The organism is Marinobacter goseongensis (genome assembly GCF_023156235.1).
GTDB classification, from domain to species: Bacteria; Pseudomonadota; Gammaproteobacteria; order Pseudomonadales; family Oleiphilaceae; genus Marinobacter; species Marinobacter goseongensis.
Genome location: NZ_JAKZAI010000028.1, coordinates 1 through 24381, shown reverse-complemented (window position 1 = coordinate 24381; position 24381 = coordinate 1). Strand labels below are relative to the sequence as shown.

At 53.2% G+C, this 24381-nt stretch carries 19 protein-coding genes and 1 pseudogene; 13 read left to right on the top strand and 7 right to left on the bottom strand.

Going from position 1 to position 24381, the window contains the following annotated elements:
• The 9 genes from MLC70_RS16795 to MLC70_RS16755 form a co-directional block, all read left to right on the top strand.
• Positions 1-826 (top strand): IS3 family transposase (locus MLC70_RS16795; RefSeq protein WP_248185485.1); only part of this gene is annotated, 826 nt, incomplete at its 5' end.
• 330 nt (positions 827-1156) lie between these two features.
• A complete protein-coding gene (locus MLC70_RS16790; RefSeq protein ID WP_248185484.1) occupies positions 1157-2371 on the top strand; it encodes a family 16 glycosylhydrolase in 1215 nt (404 codons plus the stop codon).
• A gap of 259 nt (positions 2372-2630) precedes the next feature.
• On the top strand, positions 2631-3914 hold the full coding sequence (locus tag MLC70_RS16785) for a GIY-YIG nuclease family protein (RefSeq protein ID WP_248185483.1): 1284 nt from the start codon (positions 2631-2633) through the stop codon (positions 3912-3914).
• A 182-nt stretch (positions 3915-4096) separates the two neighbouring features.
• Positions 4097-5362 carry a metallophosphoesterase family protein gene (locus MLC70_RS16780; RefSeq protein ID WP_248185481.1) on the top strand — a complete coding sequence of 422 codons (1266 nt, stop codon included), beginning with the start codon at positions 4097-4099 and terminating at the stop codon, positions 5360-5362.
• Positions 5359-8898, top strand: a complete 3540-nt coding sequence (locus tag MLC70_RS16775) for a YhaN family protein (protein ID WP_248185479.1) — start codon at positions 5359-5361, stop codon at positions 8896-8898. The genes MLC70_RS16780 and MLC70_RS16775 overlap by 4 nt, the downstream gene beginning before the upstream one ends.
• Positions 8899-9211: 313 nt before the next feature.
• Complete coding sequence (locus MLC70_RS16770) at positions 9212-9862, top strand: TauD/TfdA family dioxygenase (protein ID WP_248185477.1); 651 nt, start codon at positions 9212-9214, stop codon at positions 9860-9862.
• Entirely contained in the window at positions 9859-10806 is a 948-nt protein-coding gene (locus MLC70_RS16765) for a hypothetical protein (protein ID WP_248185476.1), read from the top strand. The genes MLC70_RS16770 and MLC70_RS16765 overlap by 4 nt, the downstream gene beginning before the upstream one ends.
• 304 nt (positions 10807-11110) lie before the next feature.
• Positions 11111-12844: an ATP-dependent nuclease gene (locus MLC70_RS16760; RefSeq protein WP_248185473.1), complete on the top strand. Its 1734-nt coding sequence runs from the start codon at positions 11111-11113 to the stop codon at positions 12842-12844.
• A gap of 70 nt (positions 12845-12914) precedes the next feature.
• Positions 12915-13604, top strand: a complete 690-nt coding sequence (locus tag MLC70_RS16755) for a hypothetical protein (protein WP_248185471.1) — start codon at positions 12915-12917, stop codon at positions 13602-13604.
• Positions 13605-13718: 114 nt separating this feature from the next.
• Here the strand turns inward: MLC70_RS16755 and MLC70_RS16750 are convergent, their stop codons facing one another.
• On the bottom strand, positions 13719-13886 hold the full coding sequence (locus MLC70_RS16750; protein ID WP_427902115.1) for a Y-family DNA polymerase: 168 nt from the start codon (positions 13884-13886) through the stop codon (positions 13719-13721).
• A gap of 110 nt (positions 13887-13996) precedes the next feature.
• Between MLC70_RS16750 and MLC70_RS16745 the strand changes: the two are divergent.
• From MLC70_RS16745 to MLC70_RS16735, 3 genes and pseudogenes are all read left to right on the top strand, one after another.
• Positions 13997-14433: pseudogene (locus MLC70_RS16745) on the top strand (IS66 family transposase); the annotation flags it as partial.
• Between the two features lie 201 nt (positions 14434-14634).
• Positions 14635-14997: a cupin domain-containing protein gene (locus MLC70_RS16740; RefSeq protein ID WP_001201003.1), complete on the top strand. Its 363-nt coding sequence runs from the start codon at positions 14635-14637 to the stop codon at positions 14995-14997.
• Positions 14998-15020: 23 nt separating this feature from the next.
• Positions 15021-15584, top strand: coding sequence for a chlorite dismutase family protein (locus MLC70_RS16735; RefSeq protein WP_001097412.1), 564 nt, complete (start codon positions 15021-15023; stop codon positions 15582-15584).
• Between the two features lie 250 nt (positions 15585-15834).
• On the opposite strand, the gene tnpC is transcribed toward MLC70_RS16735, so the two are convergent.
• The 4 genes from tnpC to MLC70_RS16715 form a co-directional block, all read right to left on the bottom strand.
• Complete coding sequence (tnpC, locus tag MLC70_RS16730; protein WP_008175578.1) at positions 15835-17379, bottom strand: IS66 family transposase; 1545 nt, start codon at positions 17377-17379, stop codon at positions 15835-15837.
• 75 nt (positions 17380-17454) lie between these two features.
• On the bottom strand, positions 17455-17790 hold the full coding sequence (tnpB, locus tag MLC70_RS16725; RefSeq protein WP_008175580.1) for an IS66 family insertion sequence element accessory protein TnpB: 336 nt from the start codon (positions 17788-17790) through the stop codon (positions 17455-17457).
• On the bottom strand, positions 17787-18164 hold the full coding sequence (gene tnpA, locus MLC70_RS16720) for an IS66-like element accessory protein TnpA (RefSeq protein ID WP_008175582.1): 378 nt from the start codon (positions 18162-18164) through the stop codon (positions 17787-17789). The genes tnpB and tnpA overlap by 4 nt, the downstream gene beginning before the upstream one ends.
• Positions 18165-18376: 212 nt before the next feature.
• Positions 18377-19261 (bottom strand): WYL domain-containing transcriptional regulator, encoded by an 885-nt coding sequence (locus MLC70_RS16715; protein WP_248185470.1) that lies wholly within the window; start codon positions 19259-19261, stop codon positions 18377-18379.
• Positions 19262-19728: 467 nt separating this feature from the next.
• Here MLC70_RS16715 and MLC70_RS16710 point away from each other — a divergent pair, with 467 nt between their 5' ends.
• Entirely contained in the window at positions 19729-20064 is a 336-nt protein-coding gene (locus tag MLC70_RS16710; RefSeq protein WP_248185469.1) for a YegP family protein, read from the top strand.
• A 169-nt stretch (positions 20065-20233) separates the two neighbouring features.
• On the opposite strand, the gene MLC70_RS16705 is transcribed toward MLC70_RS16710, so the two are convergent.
• Positions 20234-21049: a hypothetical protein gene (locus MLC70_RS16705; RefSeq protein ID WP_248185468.1), complete on the bottom strand. Its 816-nt coding sequence runs from the start codon at positions 21047-21049 to the stop codon at positions 20234-20236.
• Between the two features lie 7 nt (positions 21050-21056).
• Positions 21057-24266 carry a type I restriction endonuclease subunit R gene (locus MLC70_RS16700; protein ID WP_248185467.1) on the bottom strand — a complete coding sequence of 1070 codons (3210 nt, stop codon included), beginning with the start codon at positions 24264-24266 and terminating at the stop codon, positions 21057-21059.
• Positions 24267-24381 lie beyond the last annotated feature (115 nt).

The window sequence follows — 24381 nt, the reverse complement described above, 5'->3', positions numbered from 1 at the left end:
AATCAGTGGCAGCTTTCGCGTGGAATGGGTGGCAGGCTTCGTCTGGAATCAGTGGCAACCTTGGTCTGGAATACGCACTCCAGAGGAGCGTGAACTGACAGAGCGCATCAAAGCCATTGCGTTCGAACGTCGCCGGTTCGGGTACCGGCGTGTTCATCAGTTGCTGCGTCGTGAGGGTGCTGAGGTGAATCACAAGAAGGTTTATCGACTTTACCGGGAAGCAGGCTTGGCCGTCCGCAAACGCAAGCGCCGTAAAGGGGTGATGGTCGAACGGCAGCCCTTGGTTCTGCCCGATGCGCCGAATCATACGTGGTCTATGGATTTCGTCATGGATTCCTTGGCCAACGGGCGCAGGATCAAATGCCTGACGATCGTGGATGATTTCACCAAGGAATGCCTCGACATTCCCGTTGCTATGGGAATCTCAGGCGAACAGGTGGTCCGCACCCTGGATGGCATAGCGGCCTTCAGAGGCTATCCAAAGGCCGTCAGAACCGATCAGGGGCCGGAATTTACTGGCAGAGCATTGGATCAATGGGCCTATCATCATGGCGTTGAGCTGAAGCTGATCCAGCCTGGAAAGCCGATGCAGAATGGTTACGTCGAGAGCTTTAACGGAAAATTCCGGGATGAGTGTCTGAATGAACATTGGTTCCGGGATCTTGCTCATGCCCGCGAAAAGATCAGCAGCTGGCGCTTGGACTACAATGAGCGGCGACCGCATTCATCCTTGGGGTATCAGACACCCCTGGAGTTTGCCTCCGCTCTCCGACTTGGAAAAACTGATTCAAAAGTAACGGACATTACTAGGGAGCAGTTGGATTAAAGACTGGGGGCAGGTCAGCCCTGCCAAGGACCGGTCGACCTTTGGATAAACCACCAGTTCGACGCGCTCGAAGTTCGGGCGACGCGGCGGTCACTGATTAGCCAGCGATCCGACTGGGACTCGGCCAATTCCTATTCCATTCTGCCAGCCCTGACCCGAATCGGCGTCATAGACTGTGAAGGGCAGTCGTTATTTCAAATCCGTCCCCAGCAGAAGCCGGTATTTGCCTTCGGCGAGGAGGGATCGGGTCTAACCTCGCTTGCGATGGCTCTTTCGATGCTTGGCTATCGATGCTGCTCCGACCTTCAAAATCTTCCTGAAGAGGAGAGTGTGCAACTCCTCTCCGGATCGAGCGACCGGGTGTTTGATGCCTACGTTAACATTGGGGCTCTGATGGAGAGTGTCGTGACGCTGAGGGAGCGCTATCCTGACGCCAAGTTTATCGTCACCACTAGCAAAGACGCGGCGATGAAGGACAATGGAGTCGGCCTGCCTGACGAACTGAGCGGCGCAGACGTCGCCGTTCTGCACCGGAACGCTGTCGACAAGTGGAAGACCGTCTGCGAGCATCTGAGATGCGCCCCGCCAATCTCCAACGTCCCCGAGGTTGCCGATCTCGGCCAAAGGCCACTCCTAGACGAAGATACCAGAGAGATCTCAGCTGTAACTCCCCCGAGTGAGCAGCGGCGCGATATGTCGCCTTGGGTGATCGAGCCTCGTCCCATGTGGCGTGGTATTCGCGCCCATTCGCCCGCGAGTATAGCTTCACGCGTGGTTTTCAATGACCGCTTTGAAAGCATTGACAGCGAGCGCTGGTTGGTGAGGAACGACACCTTCCCTGGGAACCTTGGTCTTTTTCGTCCTGCCAATGTTGCATGCCGAGATGGGGGCGGGGCCGTGCTCAGCGTGAGGCGCGAGAGACTTGGTGTCCGCGACTTCAGCGCCGGGTCAATTTCGAGCCGCGACAGGTTCCTATACGGGAGATTCGAGACGACGCTTCAGGCATCAAAGGTGCCCGGCGTGATAACTGGGTTCTTTTTACACCGCGACTCGCCCAGGCAGGAGATCGACGTGGAAATCGTCGGCAAGCGCTCCGATTGTCTCATGGTAAACGTCTTTTATAATCCTGGCACTGAAGGCGCGAGGTTTGACTACGGATACCGAGGTGCGCCGACCACCATCTGCCTCGGCTTTGACGCGTCGGAGTTGCCCCACCGATTCGCCATCGAGTGGAGCCCTGACGAGATCCGCTGGTTCGTGGACGACCAATTAGTACACAAGCGTGTAAACTGGGCCCCAACTCCGATTCCCCAACTACCGATGTCCCTGCACGTAAATCTTTGGCCCTCGCGCTCGCGCGAACTCGCCGGGCGTCTTGCCCAGCGACAGCTGCCGGCCACTGCGACGGTGAAGTCGATCACCATTGAGGCAAACCTCGCCACGAGCCCGAATTACGACCGTGAGCACCCCATTGTGCCTAATAGCAGCATTCAGCGGACCGCGCTGCGCACCGCCACTGATGCTGGGCGCCATTCCGAAATCTGAATGTCCGCTTAGCGACCGAAGCACCTAAACAAAAGCGAACATTCGGAAACTGTCAAAATGAACACGATGTGGACCTTTTTGTCGGGCCGAGTTAACTCGCAACCTCCGGCCAATACACTGGAGGGTCTGGGGCCAAGGGGAAACCTGGACTGGCAAAACGTTAAAGGAGGGAAAACTCTAACAGCAGTGCAACTAAAACGGGGGTGTTTACACTACGGCTCATTAAGCGCTGACACCAAAACACGCCTGGCAGATGCCATTGTCTGAAAAAATCCTGTCCTCTGATTCCCGGTACCGTAAACATGCCTGGGCTGTCCCGGAGCTTGGCCTTTCGGGTTTGACGGCCGGCGAGCTTCACCAAAGGCTCAAGTCGTACCATGACGACCGGAACAGGACAGACGGATCGACCCCCTGTCGACGCAGATTACTCGCCCTACAAGCCTTCGTTCGCCAAATAGAGGAGCTTGGCCAGTCGCAGTGCGGTTTCGTCAGCTATAACCCACAGACGAAAACGGGCACGATCCATGACCTTGCCTCACTTCTGCCTGAGCTGCTGTGCATCGAGGTTCGGGAGGCGACCTGTTCGCTATACGTGATCCGTTTTGATACCGGAACCTGGGCGGGGCACTGCTATATAGGGATCACATCGGGGGCGGTGTCGACGCGCATGGAGGCACATTTCCGGGATGCCTTCCGCGTCGATAAAGACACAGGCGCTTACGCCAGACACAGCCGACTCATGCGGGCTATACGGGAAACGGAATCAATGCTTGGCTCCGGGCCATCTGCCATCTTCCGACATGAAGTTATTCGTTCCGATTTGAGCTATCGGGAAGCGCAAGACCTGGAGTCTGAAACCATCATTGAGATGAGGCGCGAATACGGGGAGAGACTTCTTAATGAGCGGCCTGGCGGCTCCATTGGCGGACGCCACGGCTCCAAAGAGGTCCTGCTCGATGGCCAACGGATGTATCGGTCCGACGCCATCCGTCGCTTTGCCCGCGAGATCGGCTGTGCAGACGAAACCCGATTGAGCGACTGCCTGAACTACGCTTGCAAGGACTGGGCCGAATATCATCGGCAGAAGCCCATTGAATTGCGGCCTGCCCTGAAACGCGCCGTCGGCTTCATGCAGGCGGACCAAAAAGCCTATTCAAGTGACGCTTTCCGATATTGGTACCGCGGCCGCCTACTGTGTTTTCGACAGATCCAGAATGAGCATGGCATTCCGCGCTCTCGATTGACCAGCCTCCGCCATCTGCATGGATTTAAGCCGGGCGATTGCATTGATGAGTATGCCGACGGGAAACGCCAGGCCACTGGCGCCTACATTGCAGGTTCCCCCATGCCCCACTTCCAATACCTGAAGGATCGGGACGCCGAGATGGCTCAGAGGTGGCTGAAAGCTTCCCGAGGAAGTTCACCTTCCTGGAACGGACTGGCCAAACTGCTTAACAGGCAGGCGTCGTCTATTCGCTATGCCGCCAAGGTATCCCCGTCCGACATCGGATCGTTTTGGTCGCGCCTTGGCGTAACACTGTGATCAAATTGAAAAACTCGACTATCCTCCCGTCGAAGTCAGCAAAAATCGTCAGAACTGCTCGACGGATCTTCGAGTATGGGTGGAGATCACCACACCACGGTTTTGAACCTTTATGCTGCAGTAAGAACCTTGGATAGAGACGAATCAAAACGAAGCCGGACAGACGAAAGGATGCCATTTGTATGAATTTTCAATTTATTCACGCCGCCGACTTGCACATTGACTCCCCAATGCGCGGTCTGGACCGTCACGCTGACGCGCCAGTGGAGGAGATCCGCAGCGCCACGCGACGGGCGTTTGAGAACCTGATCGACACCGCGGTCGAGCAGGGCGTGGATTTTGTGCTCCTGGCCGGAGACGTCTTTGATGATGACTGGCGTGATTTTCACACCGGTCTTTTCTTCACCGAGCAAATTGCCCGCCTGAAGCACGCCGGCATCCCGGTTTTCATCATTCATGGCAATCACGATTCTGAAGGCGGCATGACCAAGCGCTTGCCCCTGCCTGACAACGCGATTGTGTTCGACTCCCGAAAACCTGAGACGCATCGCCTGGATGACATCCAGGTCGCCATTCACGGCCAGAGCTTCCCTGAAAGACACGTTCCGGAAGACCTTGCGTCCGACTACCCGGGCCCGGTGCAGGGCTGGTTCAATATTGGAATGCTGCACACCAGCCTGGATGGTCGCGAAGGGCATGCGGATTATGCCCCCACAACCGCTCAGAAGCTGATCGACAAAGACTACGACTATTGGGCGCTTGGCCATGTTCACAAGCGCGAGATCGTCAGCGAGACGCCCTGGATCAGCTTTCCCGGCAATCTTCAGGGACGCCGGGTAAAAGAATCCGGCTCCAAAGGCTTCGATCTGGTCTCTGTGTCCGACGATGGCGCTATTCAGGCCGAGCATGTGTCCGCCGATGTGGTGCGCTGGCACCAGATAACGCTCGACTGCAGCGAGATCGAGACCCAGGCGGAATTGAAACGCGCCGTCACCGAACTGATCCCAAGACACATTGGCTCTGATGATGACCGCCTTCATGCGGTGCGGGTGATCGTTGAGGGGCAGTCAGCCCTTTATGTGGAAGAAGCCAAAAGCCCCGGCCTACTGGCAGCCACCGTCAGGGCGGCCAGCTATGAAATCGACCATCTCGATCTGTGGATCGAAAAAGTTCGCAACGCCTTAAAGCCAACCATCGACCGCGACCACGAGGCTAAACGCGAGGACGCGATTGGCGAACTGGTGGGGCTCAGCAATGTCATCGCTTCCTCGCCCGAGAATCTCAAGGAATTCATTGAGCAGGAATTGCAGACGGGGCTGGATGCCATGCCAGCAGAGCTTCGCTCCCTTGAAGTCTTGCTGGAAGGGCAGGATTACCGGCAGTTGCTCCTTGATGCCGAAGCCACCATTCACGCCACACTGACGTCCGTCGAGGAGGCCGAAAAATGAAGCTGTTGAAGATCACCCTCGACGCCTACGGCCGGTTTGATGGCCTTGAGCTGGATTTTGAAAGCCCGTCAAACCAAGGCAATTTGAATCTCATCGTCGGTTGGAATGAGGCGGGCAAGTCCACCGCCTTGCGCGCGATGTCGGACCTACGTTTTGGCATCCCTCAACGGTCCGCAATGAATTTCAGATTCGACTCGGCCCAGTTGAGCATTACCGGCATCTTTGAGCGTGCTGACGGCTCGCGCATTGGCTTGACCCGTCTAAAAAAGCGCAAGGGTGATCTGTTGAGCTTTCATCCGGACAATCCCGATCAGACAGAGGTTGTCACAGACACGGCGCTGATTGACGAGCTCCAGGCAGGCTTAGACCGACGCGAGTTCGAGCTGATGTATGGGATTGACCACGAACGCCTGCAGCAAGGCGGACGTGACCTGGTGAAGGGCGAAGGCAATCTTGGCAACACTTTGTTTGAGGCCAGCGCCGGCCTGACGGATGTGAAATCAACCCTGGCCAGGCTCGAATCACGTTCCGGTGAACTGTTTAAATCAAAGGGCACTAATCCTGTTCTGAACGCTGCCGCAAAGTCCTATAAGCACGACAAGGCCGAACTGAAAAAGGTGCAGGTCAGCCCGAAGGCATGGGTTACTCTGCAAAAAGCCCATCAGAAAGCGCAGGAAGAATTGGACGCCGCCAAACAGTCGCTTCAGGACCATCGCCGGGAAAGGGATAAGTACCAAACGCTACGCTCGTCCTTGCCGACGTTTCAGACTATCACCCAAGCTCGCGACGGTATTGCCGAGCTCCAGGATCTCCCGGATTTGCCCGCCGACATGCGCGATCGTCGAACCCAGGCGCAGAGTGGTTTGCAGGACGCCCGAGAGCAGATGGAATCCAACCAGATCGCGCTGGACGATAATCAGCTGGAGCTGGACAACATAGCATCCGATGACAGCGTGCTTGGCTGGCGAGAGTCTGTCGAAGGCTTGTCCAGGGATTTGCACCATTACCGTGAGAATACCCGCGAGGCCAGCGAGCTTCAGGCAAGCATTGATGAAACCTCAAAACGTCTGGAGGGCATGGCCGCTCGGCTGTCTGACCAGAAGATCGAATCGGTACTGTCCTGGGTTCCCAGCCAGGGAGACAAGCAAATCGCTCTGGATCATTGCGAGCGGCTTGAGGATGCGGTTAGCGAACTGCAGAGCCTCAAAGGCCGCCTTGAAAGTATTGCAGAACAGGTAAGCGACGACCCGGCGCCGGATGAAACGACTTCTCAAGTCGATTACGAGGCCATCGCACAAGCGTTGGCAGAAGCGCATCCATTATCGGATGCCGACGCGACACTGAGGCGATACCAGGCCGACATCAACTCGGACGACAGCAAACTTGAGCGATTGCTTCGCGAGGCCGGCCTTGACGGTCTGGCGCAAGCCCGAGCCGTTGACCCTATTCCTGAGACAACCATCGCTGAGAAGGAGGCGTTGATAGATGACATCACGGCAGACGGGCAGCGCCTTAAAGAGAGGCTGTCAGATGCCGAGGACGCCATCGAGACCGCCAAGCGCGACATCGCCCGACTCAATGCTGGGGCCGATGTAATCACTCAGGAGCAACTGGACAGTCAGCGCAAGCAGCGTGATCGGGGCTGGGATCTTGTGGTGCTTCGTTACATTGAAGGGGAAAAAAGCGACGCTCTGAACCGGGAAATTGAGGAGTACAGCGCAGGTGCGCCGCTCACCGTGACCTACCAGCGAATGGTTTCTGGTACCGATGTCATGGCCGATCAACTTCATAGCGATGTTCAACGAGCCACTGAACTCAGCCAGGCCAAGGCGAATCTTGTATCGCGTCAGAGCGAGGCGGGCCGGCTGACCGAAGAGATCGAAACTCAGAGAGCTCGCTATCAAAAGGAGCAGTCGGATTGGTCGGATCTCTCCCAGCAACACAACTACCCACGGGCCATGGCTCCCAAGACTTTGGGTAACTGGCACCTGAAGCTGCAGGCGATATTAGAGTTGGCGGAGCAGATTGATAGACAGACTCAGCAGAAAGCAGCGCTTGAGGATCAAGTCGAAACTGTGCATCAAAAATTAGCCAAGGCTCTGGAACACGCGTGGATTCAAACCCAGGGAGAATTCTTTCAGGCTTTGGTGGCCCGCGCTCAGCGCTGGGTTAATAAGTCCAACGAGGACAGTGGCGCTCGTGCCGAACAGCGTCGCCAAGCAGAGTTGCTGCGCAAGCAACAAACCCGATTGGTTGAGCAACAGCAGGAAGCACAGCGCGAAGTCGAGCAAGCCGGAGTTCAGGTAAGTGAAGCGTGCCAGTCGTACGGCCTTCCTGAGAACGCAGGCCCCCGGGCTCTGCGTCGTCGCTTGGATGAGTTGATGGAGATTCAGCGAGAGACAGAGGAAGTTTCGAAGTCACGGGAAAAACTCAAAGCGCATCTCGATCTTGCCAAACAGTTTGAAGATCGCTGTCACGCGCTGGCGGAGGGATTGGACGCCGAATTGGGCAAGGATCTTCCAGCCGGGGTTGAACGCATGTCCAATCGACTGCAAAAAGCGATCACCAATGCCGAAGACCGCCAACGCGTGCAGAGCGAGCGCAGGCAGATTAAGAAATCCCTGGACCGCTCCACCCAGAAAGCCCGGGAGCATGAGGATACTCTGAATCAGTTGATGGGTCAGGCCGGCGTTGACTCGCTGGAGGCGCTGGCGGACCTTGAGCAAAAGCTTGATCGCCGGAGACAGTTGCAGGAAAAGTTACAGCACGCCGAGGACACCCTCGCAGAGAGCACCAATTTGAGTGAGGAAGACCTTCGCGCCCAACTGGATGAGCACGACAAGGTTTCTTTGGACAGCAAGATTGCAGAGCTTGAGGACCGCATTTCAGAAGGCGAAGAGAGCGTAGATCGTGCTCGCCAGAGCGAAGAGGATGCACGGCGCGAACTGAATAGCATCGACTCGTCCGACCATGCAGCTCGACTGCATGAGGGAATGGCTGTGACGGCTTCGGAGATCCAAGCCTCGTTCAGTGAATGGAGTCGGCTGACGATCGCACAGGCTTTGCTCAAACGCGCCCTGGCAACCTATCAAGAAAGAGCCCAAGGGCCCATGGTACAGGCGGCCTCTAACTTCTTCGCCAAGATCACAGACGGCCGCTATTCCAGATTGGTACCGGATGATCAGGACGGTCAGATGGTCTTGAAAGCAAAGGGACCGGAGGGTCGACTCATGGGCATCCATGAATTGTCTGAGGGCACCGCCGATCAGTTGTATCTCGCGTTGCGCCTGGCGGCACTTCAGCTCAGGGGGAAATCCCGCGGTGTGATGCCGTTGGTGCTCGACGACGTGCTCATTACCGCCGACGATGAGCGGGCGGCCAGCGTGCTTCGCGCCTTGGATCAGCTCAGTGATCAGACACAGGTTTTCCTGTATACGCATCACCATCACCTTATCGACATCGCCCGCTCGACTCTGTCCAGCGGTCGTTACCAGACCCACGACATATCGTTGCCCCATAGAGAGACACGCAACTAGACTGCTGATCTTGCATGATGTTCGTCTCACGTGTTCAGAATTCCAGTGTGAGTGGTAGTGACACCATAATGTGGCCGGACTTTGTCATCATAAATTGGCCGGGTTGAACTGAGGTCTTATGCCATCGACGTCAGTTCCAACGTGGTGCTTCAAAAGCGAACTTTGGTACTGGACTAGACCTCGCCAAATTAGTCTGCGGAGCACATTTGCTTCTGTATCCGACCTGTGAAAGGCTCAAAGCATAAAGTGTTCACCGCAGTGGTACAAAATCACCGCCGTTAAACAGCGTTACACGTAAAAGGCACCGTCGCTGATGCTAGACACCCTGCGAGAGAGAGGATGGTGGAAAGGGAAGCGCCTAGGGGCCAACCTAGATGATGATTTGTGTCAGATCGCAAACCGTCTAGGCCAACCAGTTGGTGTTAGGAGAAGAAGATCTCTTGTGGAAGTGCTCAAACCGAAGTCCGCTGATTTAGCCTATGCCAACTCGCTTAGCGCACAGTATCAGCTCTCGTCATTCCCATATCACGTGGATACGGCGCATTGGCCAACGCCATGTAAATATATCGTTATGGGCTGTAAATCACCTGGCAGCTGCAATCGAAAATCGCTTCTGATTGACTGGAAATCATTACAATTAGATGACTCCGATATGAATACGCTAAAAAATGCTGTTTTCCTTGTGAAAGATGGTGCACGTTCGTTCTTTTCGTCGATTTTATCGGATAATAGTCCATTTATACGCTATGATATCGGATGTATGCATGCCATAGGCCCGGATTCGAAAATAGCGCTGCAAATATTAAGTTCAGCCTTCGATAAATCAGTAAAAATAGAAATTGAATGGGAAAAAGACGATATCTTGGTGCTCGATAATTGGAGGCTTTTACATGGCCGAGGTAGTTCGAGTGGCCCTATAAGGCCTAGCGAATCTCGTGAATTACATAGAGTACTAGTGAAATGAATAAAAGAATTAGCCCAGCGTTTGCGGAAGAAGCCTTGTTTTCGAAATCTAAGATATACATGGCAAGAGGATTAAGAGCAAAAAATCAAGGCGTCCTGGATGAGTATCAGCTATGGGCATCTTTAGCTTTAGAATTATTAGCGAAATCATCTTTGAGCACTATACATCCCGCACTGGTGGCTGATCCTACCCACTACCAGTCGCTCTTTTCAGCTTGCGGCCACCCTCTATCTCCAGATGTTAAAACAATTACCGCTAAAACATTATTTGAACGTTTATCTCATATATCGAAAGACTTTGACAAAAGAATACAGAAGTTCTGTGAACAACAAGCTTTGAGACGAAACTCAGAAATTCATTCGGGCGAGTCACCCTTTTCAGGAATGTCCCCTGACGCATGGGAAGCTAAATTTTGGCACGCCGCTTACACCCTTCTCGATATACAAAATAAAGAACTTGAGCAATGGTTGGGGGCTGATGAAGCTCAAGCTCCTAGGCAATTATTGGAAGATGCCAGGAAAGCAATATCGATGATGGTCGAAACAAGAATCGACCATGCCTTGGAAGACTTTAAGTCCACCCACAAGAGTGAAAAGAAGCGTGAAGAACTTATCGAAGCCTCGAAGAAGGCGAGGCCTTGGGGGCACTATGATAAGTTTGATTACTCTGTGGATGGCTATGATTTACATGAGTGCCCCGCTTGTGGCGGTATGGGCGTAATTGGTGGGACCCAATACGACGAAGAAATATCTGATGATCAAGATCCGGACGACCCATTCACCGAGTACGTTGACATTACATACGCCACAGAAGAATTCGCCTGCCTGGTTTGTGGATTGCACTTGCATGGCGCGCAAGAAGTTAATGCATCTTCCCTTCCGGATGAATTTTATGAAACGGAGGAGAGGGAGCGCGAATTTGAACCCGATTACGGCAATGATTAGCGAGGAAACGTGTAACAAGACGCTGCTGTCGGACAATTTCTAAACAGAAGCGTACATTCGAGCCAGGACTTTCCTCAAGAGCTTCCAAACCAATCACGCCGATTTCATCCAGTATGATTGACGGAGCATATTGCACACGCTGAGTGATTAAATGGCAGAGATGTCCATGTTCGGCTAAGCTATTGTTTTATCGATTCATGTGCAGCACGATTTATGGTTAAAGTCAGCAATAATGACCCAGTCAAATTTCTACAATGATAAAGCGCGCTGGCTAATTGTTGTTAAGCCTCTATAAGGAGATAACATGGCTGCTAAGAAGAAATCAGTAGAAGTGGTTCCTCTTGTTGATGAAGAAGGAAACTCTCCCCGTCCACGTCTACATAAACTTCGGATACGCAATTTCAGGTCGATCGGGACTGAGACAGTCGAGATCGAGCTTGACGACATCGTTGTTCTTGTCGGACCTAATAATGTCGGAAAAAGCAGTATTTTGAGGGCCTATGAAACTGTTATGTCTCACGGGTCCAAGGATGGAAAGCTGACAATAAATGATTTCCCCAATGGGCAAGTTGATCCAGAAAATCTGCCAACAATTGAATTGCATACAATCGTGTTTGATGATGCTCCGGGCGAAAGGTGGCTTGAGCCCACCGCAGATAGTGAGTGGTTGATACGTGAAAAATGGGTATGGGACAGCCCTAATAAGGATCCTAAGAGACAAGGGTTCGATACTCAGAAAAATGACTGGGATGATCAAGTTCCTTGGGGCGCACCGAACGTTGCCAACTCTCGACGCCCACTTCCGCATAGGATAGATGCATTCGCAACGCCAGAAAAGCAAGCGGCTGAAATAACGAAATTAATAACCAGCATGCTAAAGGAAAAAATATCAGAAATTAAATCAGATCCTGAACAAGAAAAATCTGATTACGAGTTGATACTAGATAGAATTCGACAACTTCAGACAAAAGTCGTCAAGGCGACTGAGGATGAAGTCAAAGTGATCGAAAGTGAAGTGTCCGAATATTTGAGCAAGTTGTTCCCTAAGCACCAAATAAAATTCGATGCAAAGCCAGAAGCTGATCTTGAGGGAGCATATCAGCCCTTCAAGGGTAATGCGGATCTTCTTATGGGGCCAGAAGACGGTTATTTTAGTACTATTGAGCACCAAGGGAGTGGTGCAAGGCGAACTCTATTATGGGCAACATTAAAATACTTGTCTGAATCTCAGGATAAGAAAGGTTCTCGCCCCCATGTGTTATTGCTGGATGAGCCAGAAATTTGCTTGCACCCATCAGCTATACGGGAAGCTAGGTCGGTACTTTATGATCTACCAGAAAGCGGTAATTGGCAGGTTATGATTACATCTCACTCACCAATATTTATAGATTTGTCGAAAGACAATACGACCATAATCAGAGTGTTTCGCGACGAAGATAGCGAAGTCAAGAGCACTACGCTATATCGTCCAGATAGAGCCAAGTTGGACGAAGATGATAAAAGAAATTTGAAATTGATGAATGTCTGCGATCCTTATGTGCATGAATTTTTCTTCGGCGGCAGGCAAGTTATTGTTGAAGGTGATACTGAATATACAGCGTTCTCGATGTTAAAAGAGTTCTACCCAGAAGAATATGGTGATGTTCAGATAATAAGGGCAAGGGGGAAAGGAATCATTCCATCAGTTGCCAAAGTGCTGAAACAGTTCTCTAAGTCATTTTGCATTCTTCACGATACAGATGAGGAGTACACGGCCAAAGGGAGTAAAAATCCTGCCTGGGGAATGAATAGCACTATCGCAGAGTTGCAGGAAGAAGATGGAAGTGTAAACCTCGTTGCTTGCAGGACCTGCTTTGAAACGGCTCTTTTTGGGGAAGAGGCAAAAAATGAGAAGCCATATAATGCGCTGGTGCGAATTAGAGAGGATGAAAATGTTCGCGCTAAAGTAAAAGCGTTACTTGATTATCTGATTGGTGTGGAAGCTGCTGTTCTACCAGAGAATTGCATACACTGGAAGGCCGTCGAGGATCTGGCTTAACTATGCGCTTCAGCCCAATTTTAAAGCGGCAGCTGAGCGCTTGGCAAATAACTAAAGGACAGAGTGAATCATGGGACTCAACAATACCCCTAAGTCATGGGCTTACAATGCTCGGGGAGAATTTGACCTTCTTCGAGCTTTTGTCACTGTCGCTGAGAGGAAAATTGAAGAGTCTTCGTCGATCGTCAAGCAATTAGTGATAACAGAGCAGATGGAGTTTGAAATCGAGCAAGACGATGGCACGGTGGTAACCCATGCAGTTGACGTCAGGAACATAGGCAACATCAACGATATTGACTTCGATCTTGATAGCCTTTTAGGTAGTACCTTTCCAAACTATGAAAGAAGATCGTTTCTCATCACTATCTATGGAATATTTGAGTACGAACTAGACAAATTCTGTAAGCGATATTCAAATTATTCCGGAGTTGTCGAAGGTCTGGAAAAATCTGAAAAGAAAGATAGATCCAAAATTTATAAAAACCATTTCTGGCTCAAAAAATATTGCTCCATCGACCTGTCTGAGGCTGAGCACGCATTAACAGAAATCGATACTATTCGTTTTATAAGGAATAGCTTTGCACACAACTATGGAATTCTTGATATGAGTAAGTCCGCAGCGGTTGACTACGTCACGGAATCGAATCTTCTGCACCTTTCAGGTGAATCAGTCTTTATGAAGACTGGTTTTCTTCAACACTTCTGCGATTTGTGCTTTCAGTATTTTTCAAAGCTAGAAGATCAGGCGAGAGCGTTATAGCCAGTCGCTGTTGCCATACAATTTCCCCACCGCTTCGCGACTCCAAAACTGCCGTAAAGCGCTGTGTTGTCCCACCATCTGAATGTTCGCTTTGCGACCTTAACGTAACGCCGATTAGTAACCGTCCGGTGATTCCACCTTGAGCCAAATCGCCTGCCGACCAAAAGGCTCGAAGCTTACCACCCGGTCGATTCCGGTCAGATCCAGAAACGCCTCGTCGATGGAGTAGACATCCACTCTCGATGCCAGAGCTTCCAGGGTCGTCATCACCCGCCGGCTTATATCGCCATTTGTGTGGAATAGAGAATCAATTGGAACGGGGGCTTTGCTCGCCCCCCCTTGAACTTCTCATACCCAACCTGTTTGGCTATAGCTACTGAGGAGATCGCGGTGGCCCACCAAATCTTCCGGTCATCCTGTTCAATTACACCGCTAGCCGTACCCAGGAGGTGCCGCAGCGCCTCCTGGAGGCAGAAAGGCGTCGAGCGTATAGGTTGCTGGGCATGCGCGGCGCAAGTTCATCAGAAAACTCAATCCAAGGGCAAGATCGGCCGAGCGGAGATGGCACTGACTCTTATCAACAAGCTCTACGGCATCGAGCGCGACATGGAAGAGGCGGGCGATGCCCAGCGATACCAGACGCGCCAGTCGCAAAGCCAGGCTTTCCTGGAGCAACTGAAAGCTAGGCTGGACAAAACCCCTCCCCAGGTCACGTCGTCAAAGTGCCTTGGGCAAGCAATCAATTGCCTTGCGAGCAACTGGTTAAAGCTGATCCGCTACATCGAAAGGGGGACACCTGCCCATCGACAACAACCCTGCCGAGCGGGCGAGCCACCTTCTCATGTACATATGACCAAAGCGTCGCCCGTCTCCTCCCGTTATGTCATGCCTACCCACGACGGAGTATTGACGGTCTCTGTGCGCCAGAGCATAGTTTTCCCGAAGGGCGCTTAGGTACATATCTTCATGTGCTGTCCAGGCGCAGTTGCGTTTAGAGTACGTGTCCAATCAGTTTTAAATGGGTGTGAACATGAGAGCAGAAACTGAATCGCGGATTTTTTCGGTGGATGAATATGTTCGTCCGTCTAACGGCGAACCGATTCGTTCGGTTGTTCTGGAAACCAATGACTCTGTCGTCGTTGTTTGGCACGCCCACCCTGGGCAGGAAATAGCTTCCCATGTACATCCTCACGGCCAAGATACTTGGACGGTTATCTCAGGTGAAGCCGAATATCATCAAGGTAACGGCATAGTCACTCATCTTAAAGCTGGAGATATTGCGATCGCAAAACCTGGGCAGGTACATGGTGCAATGAACTCTGGCCCCGAACCTTTTATATTTGTTTCAGTGGTTGCGCCGGGCAATGCCGGTTTTGCGTTGGCTGAGAAATAGGCGAAAGGCCTGAGAGGAAACTGATGAATACACGATTATTTACGTTCGCTGGTGGAGAAACGGGTGTTTGGCGCGTTGTTCGGATGGATGCCGTGGCGGGAGCCCCTCTCCCTGGAATCCCCCGGCTCGACGTAGCCGCTGGCTCTGTTTCGCCGCAGCCTTTGGGCACCAAATGGCTTCTTCGCGGGATAACGAGTAACGAGCGTTATGTCGTGCGTGAAGAGAAGGATCGTCTCGTGGCGAAGCAGCCAAGTTTGGGTCGAGCAGAGGCCACCTGTGCCGCCCTGATCCCTATCCGGAAAAACCCCTCATGGTGGGGACTGGCTCAAGACGAACGCCGGAAGATTTTTGAGGAGCAGTCCCGTCACATTCACATTGGGCTCCAATATCTCCCTGCTGTGGCCCGTCGTCTCCACCATTGTCGGGACCTGGGCGAGAGCGAACCCTTCGACTTCTTGACGTGGTTCGAATATTCCCCGTCTGATGAGCCGGGCTTTAACAGGCTTTTGGCCGAACTCCGGGCCTCGGTGGAGTGGAAGTATGTCGACAGAGAAATCGACATCCGGCTAGTGCATGAGCCGGCCTAGTATCAGGTTTAACTGCGATCTCCGTGCGGCATACACCTGCGACACCCGCAGCCCAGCAAAGCCCGGAAAATCTAGTGTGTCTAATAACTTAGGAGTAACACGACACGTATGCCTAGCGAGCCACCAGTCGCTTGGGAAATTTTCTACTTATGGCCTCCTCTTTCTCTCATCGATCTCCCAGGGCATATCCTGCCGTCTAGAGTTGGCACCTTGTCCAGCTTTCGAAGAAGGCTCTCCATACACGTCCGGCCTACACCTTGTTAGGTATGGCCGGTTTCCAGTTGTGGGGCAATAGCTCGTCGATGGCGTTGTTCTTCTGTGTCGGCAGGCGAGTCAGCACATCCTTCAGGTAGGCATAGGGATCATGCCGATTCAGCTTCGCTGACTGTATTAGGGTCATGACCGCAGCCGCACGTTGACCACTGCGCAGTGAACCCGCAAACAGCCAATTGCTGCGCCCCAGCGCCCAGGGTCGGATCTGGTTTTCCACCCAGTTGTTGTCGATGGGCACAGCGCCATCGTCCAGGTAGCGCGTCAGCGCTTCCCAACGTTTGAGGCTGTAATCCAGGGCTTTGGCCGTGCCGGAGCCATCCGGCACTTTCTGGCGATGGGCCAGCATCCACTGATGCAGCGCATCGGCAAGGGGTTTGGCTTTGGTTTGCCGGATTTCCCGCCGCATATCCGGTGGCAGATCTTTGGTTTCCCGCTCGATCTCGTAGAGTCCACCGATGTATTCCAAGGCCTTGGCCGCCAATTCGCTCTTGTTGGCCTCGTGCAGGTCATAGAACTTGCGCCGGGCGTGGGCCATACAGCCGATTTCGGTAATGCCGTTGCCGAACCCGGCCTTGTAGCCAGCGTAATCATCACAGACCAGCTTGCCCCGCCAGTCACCCAGGAAGGTTCGGGCGTGTTCGCCTGCACGGCTGGGTGCGAAGTCGTAAATAGCTGCCTTCAGGTCGGCAAACGGTGTGGTGCAGTAGGCCCAGACGTAGGCCTTGTGGGTTTTCTTCTTGCCCGGGGCCAGCATGCTGACCGGGGTTTCATCGGCATGCAGAACACTGTGTTCCAGCAGAGTATTTCTCAACGCATCCACCAGCGGCTGCAACTGCACACCACAGGCACCCACCCATTCGGCCAGGGTGGAGCGCGGGATTTCCAGGCCGGCACGGCCGAACATGCGTTCCTGACGGTACAGCGGCAGATGGTCGGCATACTTGGCCACCAGCACCTGGGCCAGCAGGCCAGCGGTGGGGATGCCTTTGTCGATCACCTGCGGTGGCACCGGTGCCTGGATCAACGTCTCGCAGCTGTCGCAGGCCCATTTGCCCCGGATGTGACGTTCAACGGTGAACTCACCCGGGACATAATCCAGCTTCTCGCTGACGTCTTCGCCAATGCGCTTGAGCTGGCAGCCACACTGGCATTGAGTATTTTCTGGCTCGTGGTGGATCAGGGTGCGGGGCAGTTCCGGTGGCAGCGGTGTGCGTTTGGGTTGCTGCTTTGGCCGAGCGGCTTTCTGCTCCTCGGTCATCGCCTGTTCCAGTTCGACCTCGATGGAGGCCAGGTCGCTGTCGATCAGTTCGTCCAGCAGTTTTCCCTGAACCGCGTCCAGCTGCTCGCTACGCCGGGCGTACTTATGGCGCTTGAGAATGGCCACTTCGTGGGTCAGCTTCTCGATGACCGCATCACGGTGCACCAGAGCCCGCTCTTTGTTATCAACACGATCAAACAGTTCCGTAGCGAGAGCACGGAGCTGACCGGCAGAGAGTTGGTTGATGTCGGGGCGCTGAGTCATGCCCCTTAGTATGCCAAGCCCTTGTACTGCAAGCGATTCGCAGTTCTGGCTATGGCGGTATTGCTCAGCTTGTGGTTACAGGATTGAGATGACGCCATCGGCCCCAATACGTTGCCATGGCAGGCCCTGAACGAGGGCGGATAACTGTTCTTCGGTCAGACATAACTGTTTGCCTCGCCAGGATTCGCCCCAGTGGAACTTGCCCCGGTTTAGACGACGGGCACACAGCCAGATGCCGAGGCCATCATGGATCAGCACCTTCATCCGGTTGCCTCGCTTGTTGGCAAACAGGTAGGCGCAATGGGGTCTGGCCGAACCGAAGACCTGAACGACTCGTGCCAGAGCTTTATCCGGTCCCGCCCGCATGTCCAGCGGTTCGGTGGCCAGCCAGATCTCATCAATGCGGATCATCCCAACAGATCCCGCAACAAGGCGGCACACTGGTGGGCCTGCTCCGCAGGCCACTCCACGACAACCGCGCCACTGGCGCGGGGAATCTCGATGCGGATGGTGCTACGCTTGTCCGAGACCGAGTGGTGGCTCCGTGCTGAAGTTGCTGCTGGCAGATTGACCGGCACGAACTCCGGCGTTGTCGCTGGTGCTTTAGGCACTCGTCGCGCCTCCTTGATCCAGCGTCGGACCATGTTGGCGTTGAGGCCATTACACAGAGCGATCCGGGAGACGGATGCGCCCGGATCTCGGCACTGGGCGACAATCCCGGCTTTGAATTCCCGGGAAAACCGGCGACGGCGTTGGCAGGGTTTGGTTACGCTTAATTCGTTCATGTTAAGTGTCCACTAGAAAATAAGTGGACACTATCCTGACGACGGCAGCGCCAGGCTCAAGATGGGATCACCGGACGCTTACGCCGATTATGCGCAGTGGGCTCAACCCTCGAACAGAAGCCAGTAAGCGACCACATCTCTCTTTTAGGGCCATCGGAAAGCTTATCCTCAAGCTCCATAAGAAAGGCCTAGAATTCGTAAGCAGCAAAAAGCTAGTCTAGACTCGGTGCCAACCTAAAGCTTTCGATATTCATGTTCTTAATTTCTTCTGCGTTTCGTAAGTGGAGCAGTATGTGCTTACCTTTTAGATCGGCACTGGTAGTGGCGTCCACATTCCAGGTGCTCAGCAGGTAGCCTACCTCAGCCCTCCTGGCCCGCTTGGTAAAGCAGCCATTGGACATTCCAAATTCTTTTTCGACGGCTAGCCGGTGATGGCTGTCCAGCCTAGGGTGAGCTTCAATGACCAGGTCGACATTTTCTGTCCAGTCCACATCTTCGTTAACTGTCTCACTCGGTTTGGCATGCTCGGTATGTATAAGCTTTGCGGTAACCACCCGGTTGAGCACAAAATCTGAAAACTTTGACCGCTTCCGATCGTAAGCGCGCGCATGCCAGCGTAGACCATTGTTCATTAACGAATGCGGGCAAACAGTCCTAGTGGATTCACCATTAGACGTCGACACGTATGTGATCTCAACGGGTCGATTGGAAGAAATTGCTCTGGAGAAGGTAGCGGTGATGTCCAGATCCGGTTTTTCCAATGCAATGAGATGGGCACACCGAAACTCTTCCTTGCTATCCATAACGTCGCCAAAACCACTTGTCAGCGTGGATAGGCATTTGTCAGCAGAAAGCGGTAGTAAACACTTAAAGTTATTGGTCGTTACGTAGTGCTTTCGCCGGGGATCGTAGACGATGTTTTCCGGAGCCGCTTCAATGTAGGTTCCCAGATCACGGGTCGCAGCCGCTGAACCCACATCAAAGCGTGCCATGATGTCTTTGCGTGTGACCTTCCCAGTGAAATAGGCCAAAAACTCAATATGTGCCAGTCTCTCCAGCTGTTGGCCCGATACGCCCTCAAATTCCACGCTGTTCATAGCTTTCCCCTCACCCGTCGTCGTGAACGGATACACCTCGTTCTTTTCGCTCCAATATAGGCTGACTCTCGCAAACATTCAAATCGTTTTGATCGACACACGCCTAACGATTGACACCATCAAATTGATGCGTATTATAGAGGGGACACTAAAAAGCCCGAGCGACTAGGTATCGGTCGGGCTAATTAGTGGACCTGAACCGCCAAGGGCAGTAGGTACCAGCTTTAGACGGCGGGAATTCTACTGCCACAAGGCATCTTTGTAAACGACTAGTTCGAGAAGGAGAACAGTCATGGCAGTGAATCGCCCCTATGGTGATAATAAACGGATCGGCGCTGTCCGGAAGCGATCCCAAACTCAAATGAGTAACGGAAAATGGGTTAAACGTGACGCAGAAACGGGCCGGTTTATGGACGTGAAGTCCGATGACCGTCCTTTCAAGGGCGTTCGTAAGGAGTCGCGTTAAGATGTCAGCACGATACGAACTCTTCCGCAGTAACCAAAACGCTCACTATTACTTTCGCCTAAAGGCAGGTAATGGCGAGATCATTTTGCAGAGTGAAGGCTACCTCAACAAAGACGGAGCGGAGAACGGGGTCGAGTCGGTCCGGCAGCACAGTCCAATGGACCGTTGCTACGATCGAAAGACCTCTACCGCTGGCCAGCCTTACTTCGTGCTCAAAGCGCTGAACGGACAGACCATTGGCAAAAGCCAAATGTATTCGTCCACGTATGCCAGGGACACGGGTATCGAGTCGGTTAAGGCAAACGGGCCGAGTGCCCCTTTAGTTGATCTGACCTGATAACCAACAGCGAGTAGTAACCAATACCGCCTTCTTTATAAAGGCGGTATTGGGTCAATGTTTTCCTACGTCAGCCAGAAAAACTCCACCCTTTCCAAAAATATGCGTTTCATCGAGCGTTACCTGCAGCCCATCTGTATTGACTCGGGTGCAGACATTTTAGTCCCGGTTAATTATTGGACGTTTCGGTCAGCTGCGTTTCAAATAGATTCAAAATTTCCTCTAATGTGGCTGTTTCAATCTGAGCCTTTATTTCCCCGGGCGGGTCGGTGGCGAGCAAAACTGACTTGAAAAAGTTCTCTAATAGGTTACGCAGATCTTGCGTTAGACTCTCATCTTTAACCTCTTTTGCAGGCCATATCAGCGGCCACAGCCAGACCCGAAACCAAAACCAAAATCCGGCTTTCCAGCTCACACAGCGAACCATGGTGTTCAAGTTCGCCATCAGTTCGCTCATCGTGTTGTCATGAGATAACTCGATCTGCGTTCTCCCGAAACTGTTAACCACAGACGCCTCTTCGCTATGGGGCATCGTGTCTATCAGCGAGGTCACGACGTTTGAGGCATTTTCCGACACTTTGGGGAGAAGCTTCATGCCACGAAGGCGATGGGTTAACAGAGGGTTGATTCGCGAATACTCAAACAGCGCGGTTTCATAGCTATTGAGCAGCTTCTGATCGGCTCTGACCAACCCATCGACCATGGAAGCAAGAAGTGTTGCGATGTGCTCCCTCGGAATTTGGTTAGTCACCAGTTCATTCAAGTTCGGACGCTCACCCAAAATACCATGAAGCTCTGACTGAAATTCGTCGACCATCTTATCGAGTTTAGGCTGCTCGATGAGCAATTGCTGACGGATTTCAAGCAAGTGAAAGAGCACCGTGCGAGCGCTTTCTTTGCGCTGCAAGCGTAATTTCATGAGGTACCCCAGCACCCCCAAGCCTGCAGTTACAAGAATTCCAACGTCAAACACCAACTCTTGCATTTTTACCTCAGGAGCTTCCCTGCCTACCGATTTGCCTGCCAGGCATTGACGTTCTCTCGTCTACCGAATCTTTCCCCGATAAGAGGCTTAGGATCAGTAATGCAAATGCCCTTTGTTTTGGCTCGCTCTCCAGAATCTCCATCGACAATTTTTCGTGATCGGTCATCGAATCGAGTACCAGGTCAGTCAGCCGCTTTGGGAACAACCCGTGCATCACCTGGTCCGTTGAATGGCTGCTCACCTGTGCCATAACCGCTTCGTCTCGGCGTACCCGATCAGCAATCCCGTTCGCAAAATGCAGCTGGTCCTCATCGCTGACTTCGGCACCAAAAATGTCATTGAGTCTTTCGATGATCTCAGAAAGGCGTTTCTTCTCGGGATCGTGGGGCTTTCCGGTACCGACACCTGTGATTGGGTCGAGGCCATCTGGGTCATCTTCCCCTTCCAATCGGAGTTCATGTTCTTTGCGTTTGGTAATCCGATAGTGTGTCAGTGCCAATTCAGAGATATCGATCTCATCGTCATCCAGGGCTTCCTGCCGTAGTAGCGGCAGCAGATGCTTGGCAAAGACACACAGTTGCTCGAGCTCCGGATCCTCGAAGAACACGATCTGGGACAGAAATTCGTAGGCGCGAACAAAGCTACCCAGGTTTTTCTTGAACAGATCCAGCTGATCCAGGCCTTCACCGATTTCCTTCAGTGTGGCATCGGCCTGCTTCAGGCCAATGGTATTGCCGTCAACTTCGGCCTGTTTTCGGGCTGCTCGGACCTCCGCACGCTCGTCTCGCAGCAGCTTGTACCGTTTGTTGAAGCGCTCTCGGGCTGGTTGGCAGTAGTAACTGAGCTTTGATGACTGGGCCTTAGGGTCAAAGAACGCCTGCGCGAAAGCCTCTACCTCGTCCCAGTGATAGATTTGTTCGGCGTCCAGAGCTTCCTGAAGGTCGTACACCACCTGGGCATCAGAGACGCCTGATAGCTCTGCTTTGTTGTAGTAGGGTAAAAAGGCATCGAGGATCTCCTGAGCATCGTTCACGAAGTCCAGGATGAATGTTTCTTTGCCCGGGAATCGACGGTTCAGGCGCGAAAGCGTCTGTACGCACTCCACGCCCTTGAGTTTCTTGTCCACGTACATGGCGCAAAGCTTGGGTTGGTCGAAGCCGGTCTGATACTTGTTGGCCACCAACATCACGTTGTACTCGTCCGTGTCGAACGCTTCGGCATGGTCTCGTCCATTCAAGCCCGGGTTCAAAAGGCTGTTTGTTTCTGTCACTTCTTCAGGAATTACGTCATCCGGTGGCAAGCTGCCGGAGAACGCGACGAGCGGGTGAACATCCTGATACCCCTGATGCTTGATGTATTGCTGCATGGCCAGCTGGTATCGAACTGCTTCCTGTCGACTGCTGGTGACCACCATCGCCTTGGCGTGGCCATCCAACAGATGTCGGACATTTTCACGAAAGTGCTCAACGATAATTTCGACTTTCTGGCTGATGTTATACGGATGCAGACGGACCCACTTGGCCAGGGTGGTTCGTGCCTTCTTGGAGTCTACTTCTTCGTCTTCGCCGTCAGGGTGGGCAAGCTTCCAGGCCACCGCATAGGTGGTGTAACGCTTGAGAACATCCAGGATAAAGCCCTCTTCAATGGCCTGGCGCATTGAGTAAACATGGAAAGGCTCAGGCTTATTGGACTCACTCCGGGGTTGGGAAGGGTCGGGCTCTCGGCCAAACAGCTCCAGAGTCTTGGCCTTGGGCGTCGCAGTAAAGGCGTAATAACTGATCTGTTCGCTTGGCTTACGGGCTGACACGGCCGCATCCAGCAACTCTTCGGCACTGATCTCCTCTCCTTCAGGAAGATCGCCGCCAAGAATCGCCTTGAGCTTGGTCGCGGAGGAGCCAGTCTGGGACGAGTGGGCTTCATCCGCAATCACCGCATACCGGCCAGATTCCAGTTTTGGGTATTTTTCCAAGGCATCGAATAGTGCCGGGAACGTCTGAATGGTCACGATGATGATTCGGGTTTGTTCGGCCAGAGCTTCGGCCAGCTGCTCCGATTTGCTCTGATTGCCCAGGTCACGACTGATAGGCCGAACCACGCCCTGGGCATGCTCAAACTGGTAGATGGTGTTTTGTAGCTGGCTATCGAGGACCGTTCGGTCGGTGACCACGATGATGGAACTAAACAGCTTATGGCCATCGGCATCGTAGAGCTGGGCCAACTGATGGGCCGCCCAGGCGATGGAATTGGATTTGCCGGAACCTGCACTGTGCTGAATGAGGTAGCGCTTGCCGGCACCCTCTTGCCGGGTGGCCTGAATCAGCTGGTTAACGACATCCCACTGGTGGTATCGGGGGAAGATCAGGGCTTCCTTGGTCTTACGGTTTCCGTAGAAATCCTCTTCGGTTTTCTTTTCCAGGTGCAAGAACCTGCCAATCACCTTGAGCCAGGCGTCCTTCTGGAGCACCTGTTCCCACAGGTAAGCCGTGGCATAACGGCCTTCATCCTCGGCCCGGGGGTTCCCGGCGCCACCGTCTGCGGTGCCCCGGTTAAACGGAAGAAAGGAAGTCTCCTTGCCATTGAGCTTGGTGGTCATGGCCACTTCATCCTGGCTGACAGCGAAATGCACCAGGGCCCCGCGCTTGAAGGTCAGCAGCGGTTCCGGCTTTCGTGTTACCGGATCCCTGACCGGACGATCGTTCTTGTATTGTCGCTTGGCGTGCTCGACGGTTTGTTTAAACTCGCTCTTGAGCTCGAGCGTCGCGGTTGGAATCCCGTTGACGAAAAGCACCAGATCCAGCCGGGGGTTGTAGTCACCGGTGCGCACATGGGGCGAGTAGGAGACCTCTTCGACCACACGCAACCGATTGGCACTATATCGACGCTCCGTGTCAGGATTCATGCCGTGATCGGGTTTAAAGCCACAAAGATCAACCTTCACACCTGGTACTTTGAAGCCATGCCGGAGCACATCGAGGGTGCCCTTTTTCTCCAGCTCCCGAACGGTTTTCTGGATGAGCACTTTTTCCGGGTTCTGAGGGTTGCCCTTGCAGAACTTTTCCCATCGATCTGGCCAGGCCTTCTGGAAATAACCAATCAGGTCTTCCGGGTACACGGCATTCACCTTGTCGTACTCGGACGCCTTGCCGACCAGCCAGCCCTGATCACTCAGAGAAGCAATGATGTCGTTCTGGAACGCTCTCTCTCGGCTGTCAGCCATGACTACTCCTTGAATCCTTTGACCCGCTTGGTACCCGATTTTCGCTTAAATACCTTGAATATTGCTTTGTACTTGATAGCGGATGACCTGGTTGCCCGCTTCAATAACGTCAATG

What these genes read in the sequence shown, in the direction of transcription:
- tnpB (WP_008175580.1), bottom strand. Translation starts at nt 17,790, where the DNA reads ATGATCCGCATTGATGAGATCTGGCTGGCCACCGAACCGCTGGACATG.
- tnpA (WP_008175582.1), bottom strand. Translation starts at nt 18,164, where the DNA reads ATGAACGAATTAAGCGTAACCAAACCCTGCCAACGCCGTCGCCGGTTT.
- MLC70_RS16735 (WP_001097412.1), top strand. Translation starts at nt 15,021, where the DNA reads ATGAATACACGATTATTTACGTTCGCTGGTGGAGAAACGGGTGTTTGG.
- tnpC (WP_008175578.1), bottom strand. Translation starts at nt 17,379, where the DNA reads ATGACTCAGCGCCCCGACATCAACCAACTCTCTGCCGGTCAGCTCCGT.
- MLC70_RS16760 (WP_248185473.1), top strand. Translation starts at nt 11,111, where the DNA reads ATGGCTGCTAAGAAGAAATCAGTAGAAGTGGTTCCTCTTGTTGATGAA.
- MLC70_RS16770 (WP_248185477.1), top strand. Translation starts at nt 9,212, where the DNA reads ATGCTAGACACCCTGCGAGAGAGAGGATGGTGGAAAGGGAAGCGCCTA.
- MLC70_RS16705 (WP_248185468.1), bottom strand. Translation starts at nt 21,049, where the DNA reads ATGCAAGAGTTGGTGTTTGACGTTGGAATTCTTGTAACTGCAGGCTTG.
- MLC70_RS16755 (WP_248185471.1), top strand. Translation starts at nt 12,915, where the DNA reads ATGGGACTCAACAATACCCCTAAGTCATGGGCTTACAATGCTCGGGGA.
- MLC70_RS16715 (WP_248185470.1), bottom strand. Translation starts at nt 19,261, where the DNA reads ATGAACAGCGTGGAATTTGAGGGCGTATCGGGCCAACAGCTGGAGAGA.
- MLC70_RS16700 (WP_248185467.1), bottom strand. Translation starts at nt 24,266, where the DNA reads ATGGCTGACAGCCGAGAGAGAGCGTTCCAGAACGACATCATTGCTTCT.
- MLC70_RS16765 (WP_248185476.1), top strand. Translation starts at nt 9,859, where the DNA reads ATGAATAAAAGAATTAGCCCAGCGTTTGCGGAAGAAGCCTTGTTTTCG.
- MLC70_RS16740 (WP_001201003.1), top strand. Translation starts at nt 14,635, where the DNA reads ATGAGAGCAGAAACTGAATCGCGGATTTTTTCGGTGGATGAATATGTT.
- MLC70_RS16780 (WP_248185481.1), top strand. Translation starts at nt 4,097, where the DNA reads ATGAATTTTCAATTTATTCACGCCGCCGACTTGCACATTGACTCCCCA.
- MLC70_RS16710 (WP_248185469.1), top strand. Translation starts at nt 19,729, where the DNA reads ATGTCAGCACGATACGAACTCTTCCGCAGTAACCAAAACGCTCACTAT.
- MLC70_RS16775 (WP_248185479.1), top strand. Translation starts at nt 5,359, where the DNA reads ATGAAGCTGTTGAAGATCACCCTCGACGCCTACGGCCGGTTTGATGGC.